The organism is Aeromonas sp. QDB20 (assembly GCF_027707805.1).
Classification (GTDB): Bacteria; Pseudomonadota; Gammaproteobacteria; order Enterobacterales; family Aeromonadaceae; genus Aeromonas; species Aeromonas dhakensis.
The window spans coordinates 1-2,959 of record NZ_JAPCJC010000046.1; the positions used below are offsets into that span (position 1 = coordinate 1).

The window sequence follows — 2,959 nt, forward strand, 5'->3', positions numbered from 1 at the left end:
TCTCTCGATTTCATTCAATACCCCCGATTATCTCATCGTAACAATCGGGACTGTCTGTGAAAATCAGGATACCTCAAGACCAACCTCTCCTCCCCAACGATTGAGCAAAGCCAGCGCATCAGATAAGTCTCGGGTGAAGATCAACTTGGCGTACTCTCGCGCTTGGACGGCCTGGCCAGAGTAAGCCAGTAGGCCTGCGGCAGTAACAGGCCAGCTTCGTTCATCCAGCAGTCGCTGCAACGCCTGTTCCTCGTCAGGCTGGAGCTCAAAACCTCTCGCCGCATGAACCGACTCCAGCCCATTCGACCCAGGTGTGGTCGCAAACAGGTCGTGACGCTCATCATAGCGCAGCGAGGTAATGTCATAAGTCCCAGGACGCAGATGACCAAATCGAGCGAGAAAATGGTCAGCAGATTGTGTTCCAGCACAAACAGCCGCATAGTCACTGGTGAGATCGGTTGTCACCGTATGTAAAGACTGCTTCCAAAGCTGCAATCGTTCCGTAGAAATTGCTCCGCGACGGCATGCGGAACGCAACAACGCTTCGGCGATGAAGGCATGCCGAGCGAGGATCGCAAAGTTAACGGTACCGAACTCACGGCACACCATCAAAAGACGTTTGACGGATACCAGATCGGCTCGCCAGCCGTGAATCGATCCCCTTTGCTCTTGATCGACTGCACACGCATGGATACCCGCCATTGCGGCCGCTAGTGAGCCCTCGCCCTCGCCGACGATGGCGCGGCACGTCAATGCACCCAGCTCCTGTCGATAGGTTTGAAACGCATCGGAAGTCAGACATCCGGCATAACGAACCTCAAAATCGGCTTCGAAGGTAAAATCCAGACAGGTTTGCACCACCTCAAACTCAACCTTGTCATGCCATTCCGGGTGCTCGCGTAAACGTTCCAGCCAGGCTGTGACCAAACGATCGCTCGTTGCATCATCAAGACCTGCTGGCAAAAAGGAGTTGAAGCTGCTGCGTACATCGATATAGGGATGATGCCCCAGCATCACCATAAGCACTTGATGACGGGGATGGTAATACCCCATCCTAGCTCGGGCCTCCCGCCATGCCGAATCGGTTACCAGCAGACGATAGAGAGATGAAGCCAGTGGGCGCGGCATAGTTCCGATGATCTCGGCAGGATTCCAATCTGGCATCACCCCCAGTAGTGACTTACCACCAAATAGATCACGCTGAGGAGGCAGGGTTTGCTCAAGGTAATGCCGAATATGGGCCAGTTGACGAGCAACTCGCCGCTCAGTGATCGGATGCCAGGTATTACAAAGAGTGATGCGACGAACTTGCAGAATGTAAACGCACTCTTGGCAATCGATAGCAAATTCGATGTCCAAAGGCACCCGTCCACAAAGAGCCTCCAGCTCTCGACATGCCGCCAACAGTGCCTGAATACGTGTTGAACGCACGAGACGATGAGCAGTATCACGGTAGATCAATACTGTTTTCTGGATTCCGACACCACCCGTAATTGTGTCTGTCAGACCACTTTCATCATCATAATTAATCACATAGTAGGGGGCGCCATGCTCCAGATCGTGGGTCATTACGACCCCACTCATCTGAATATCTCTGAGCATGGGTTGCACTAGTATCTGATTCTCTCCATGTTGATGCTGCCCGAATGAGGCAATCACACGCTCGATCGCCTGCTCCAGTTCCGACTGACTATCCACAGGCACATTCAAACAGCTGGTAAAAGCTCCAGCCATGGAATCACATTGGCTGTCTTCATTTTGAGCACTACTACGGATGATTACGCAGCCACCATGCTCCATACCGGCGATGGCCGCAAGAATCACAGCTTTTTGATATAGCCACTGAGTGGCAGTGAAGTAATAAAGAGGGAGAATTTCCGAACGGCTAACCCTCGTTTGTAAGCGAGCCAGAGTTTCAGATTTAGTTCCAAAATTAAAATCGGGAGCATTGAGACTCATGAGGGCCTCTCCTGCTTATCGATGGCGAGCAGGGCCATATGTTTGAGTAGAGGATGAATGATGAAATAAGGCGGAGAGTCCATTTGCTGAGACATCCGATCCCACGGCAACCCTGACCGCCACTGAGCCAGCACAGTCACCAACAGATCGGCACGAATCATATTGTCATAAAGGTAATCGACATCCGTTCCAGCAGGCGGCAATGGATAGTGCTTCCGCGCCAAAATCGGGCCAGTATCGATACGCTCATCAAGCAGCAAGGCACTGGCTGCACAACCGCCCTGCTCAATGATCTGATAATACAGGGTTGTGCTACCCCGATACTCCGGAAGCCAGCCAGAGTGAACGTGCAACACCGAATAACAACGTAGTAATTCCGCCGGAACCAATTGCCCCGCGTAGCCTGAGTAGACCACCAATTCAGGACGCAGAGATTCCAGCATCACAAGCAATGCTGGATCCGAGAGGGAGTGTGCCGAACACACCTGATAGGGCCAACCCAGCTCATCGAGACAATCTGCAAGCTCCCAACATGGATCTGGAGTGAATAGATCGTCGACCATTACACCCTGTACCTGCCGAGTAGACTGGACCTTCCCCCCTCCATCGCCATATACCAAAATAGCATCTGGAATTATGTTCAAGTTTGCTAACGCCTGTACATAGACGGAGGAACGAACCGTACGGCCACAAAGCAGTACTAGACGTTGTGCACTCATAGACCCATCTCCGAACTCAACTCACTCAATAGTTGCTGTTCCATATTCAAGAGCCAAGCCAAATAAGCCCCCTGTTCTGCATCAAGATGCTGAATTTGTGAAATGAGAGTGTCATTCAACTTGAGAAATCCACTCAGAAAATAACCGACAGATTGACGCTGCCAGGCACGAGAGAGACACTCAGACAGCCACAAATAAGGTTCTACGGGAATTCAGATAATAAGTGCGACACTCATGGATGAATGGCGAGAGGTGGCCAACTGCTGATTGGTGGTACCCTT

2 protein-coding genes are annotated in these 2,959 nt (G+C 51.6%); both read right to left on the minus strand.

Annotated elements, in window-relative coordinates; translation table 11 throughout:
• Positions 1–63: 63 nt before the first annotated feature.
• Positions 64–1,959, minus strand: a complete 1,896-nt coding sequence (locus tag PG897_RS22415) for a PEP/pyruvate-binding domain-containing protein (protein ID WP_270829434.1) — start codon at positions 1,957–1,959, stop codon at positions 64–66.
• A complete protein-coding gene (locus tag PG897_RS22420) occupies positions 1,956–2,678 on the minus strand; it encodes a formyltransferase family protein (protein ID WP_043170573.1) in 723 nt (240 codons plus the stop codon). The genes PG897_RS22415 and PG897_RS22420 overlap by 4 nt, the downstream gene beginning before the upstream one ends.
• Positions 2,679–2,959: the final 281 nt, after the last annotated feature.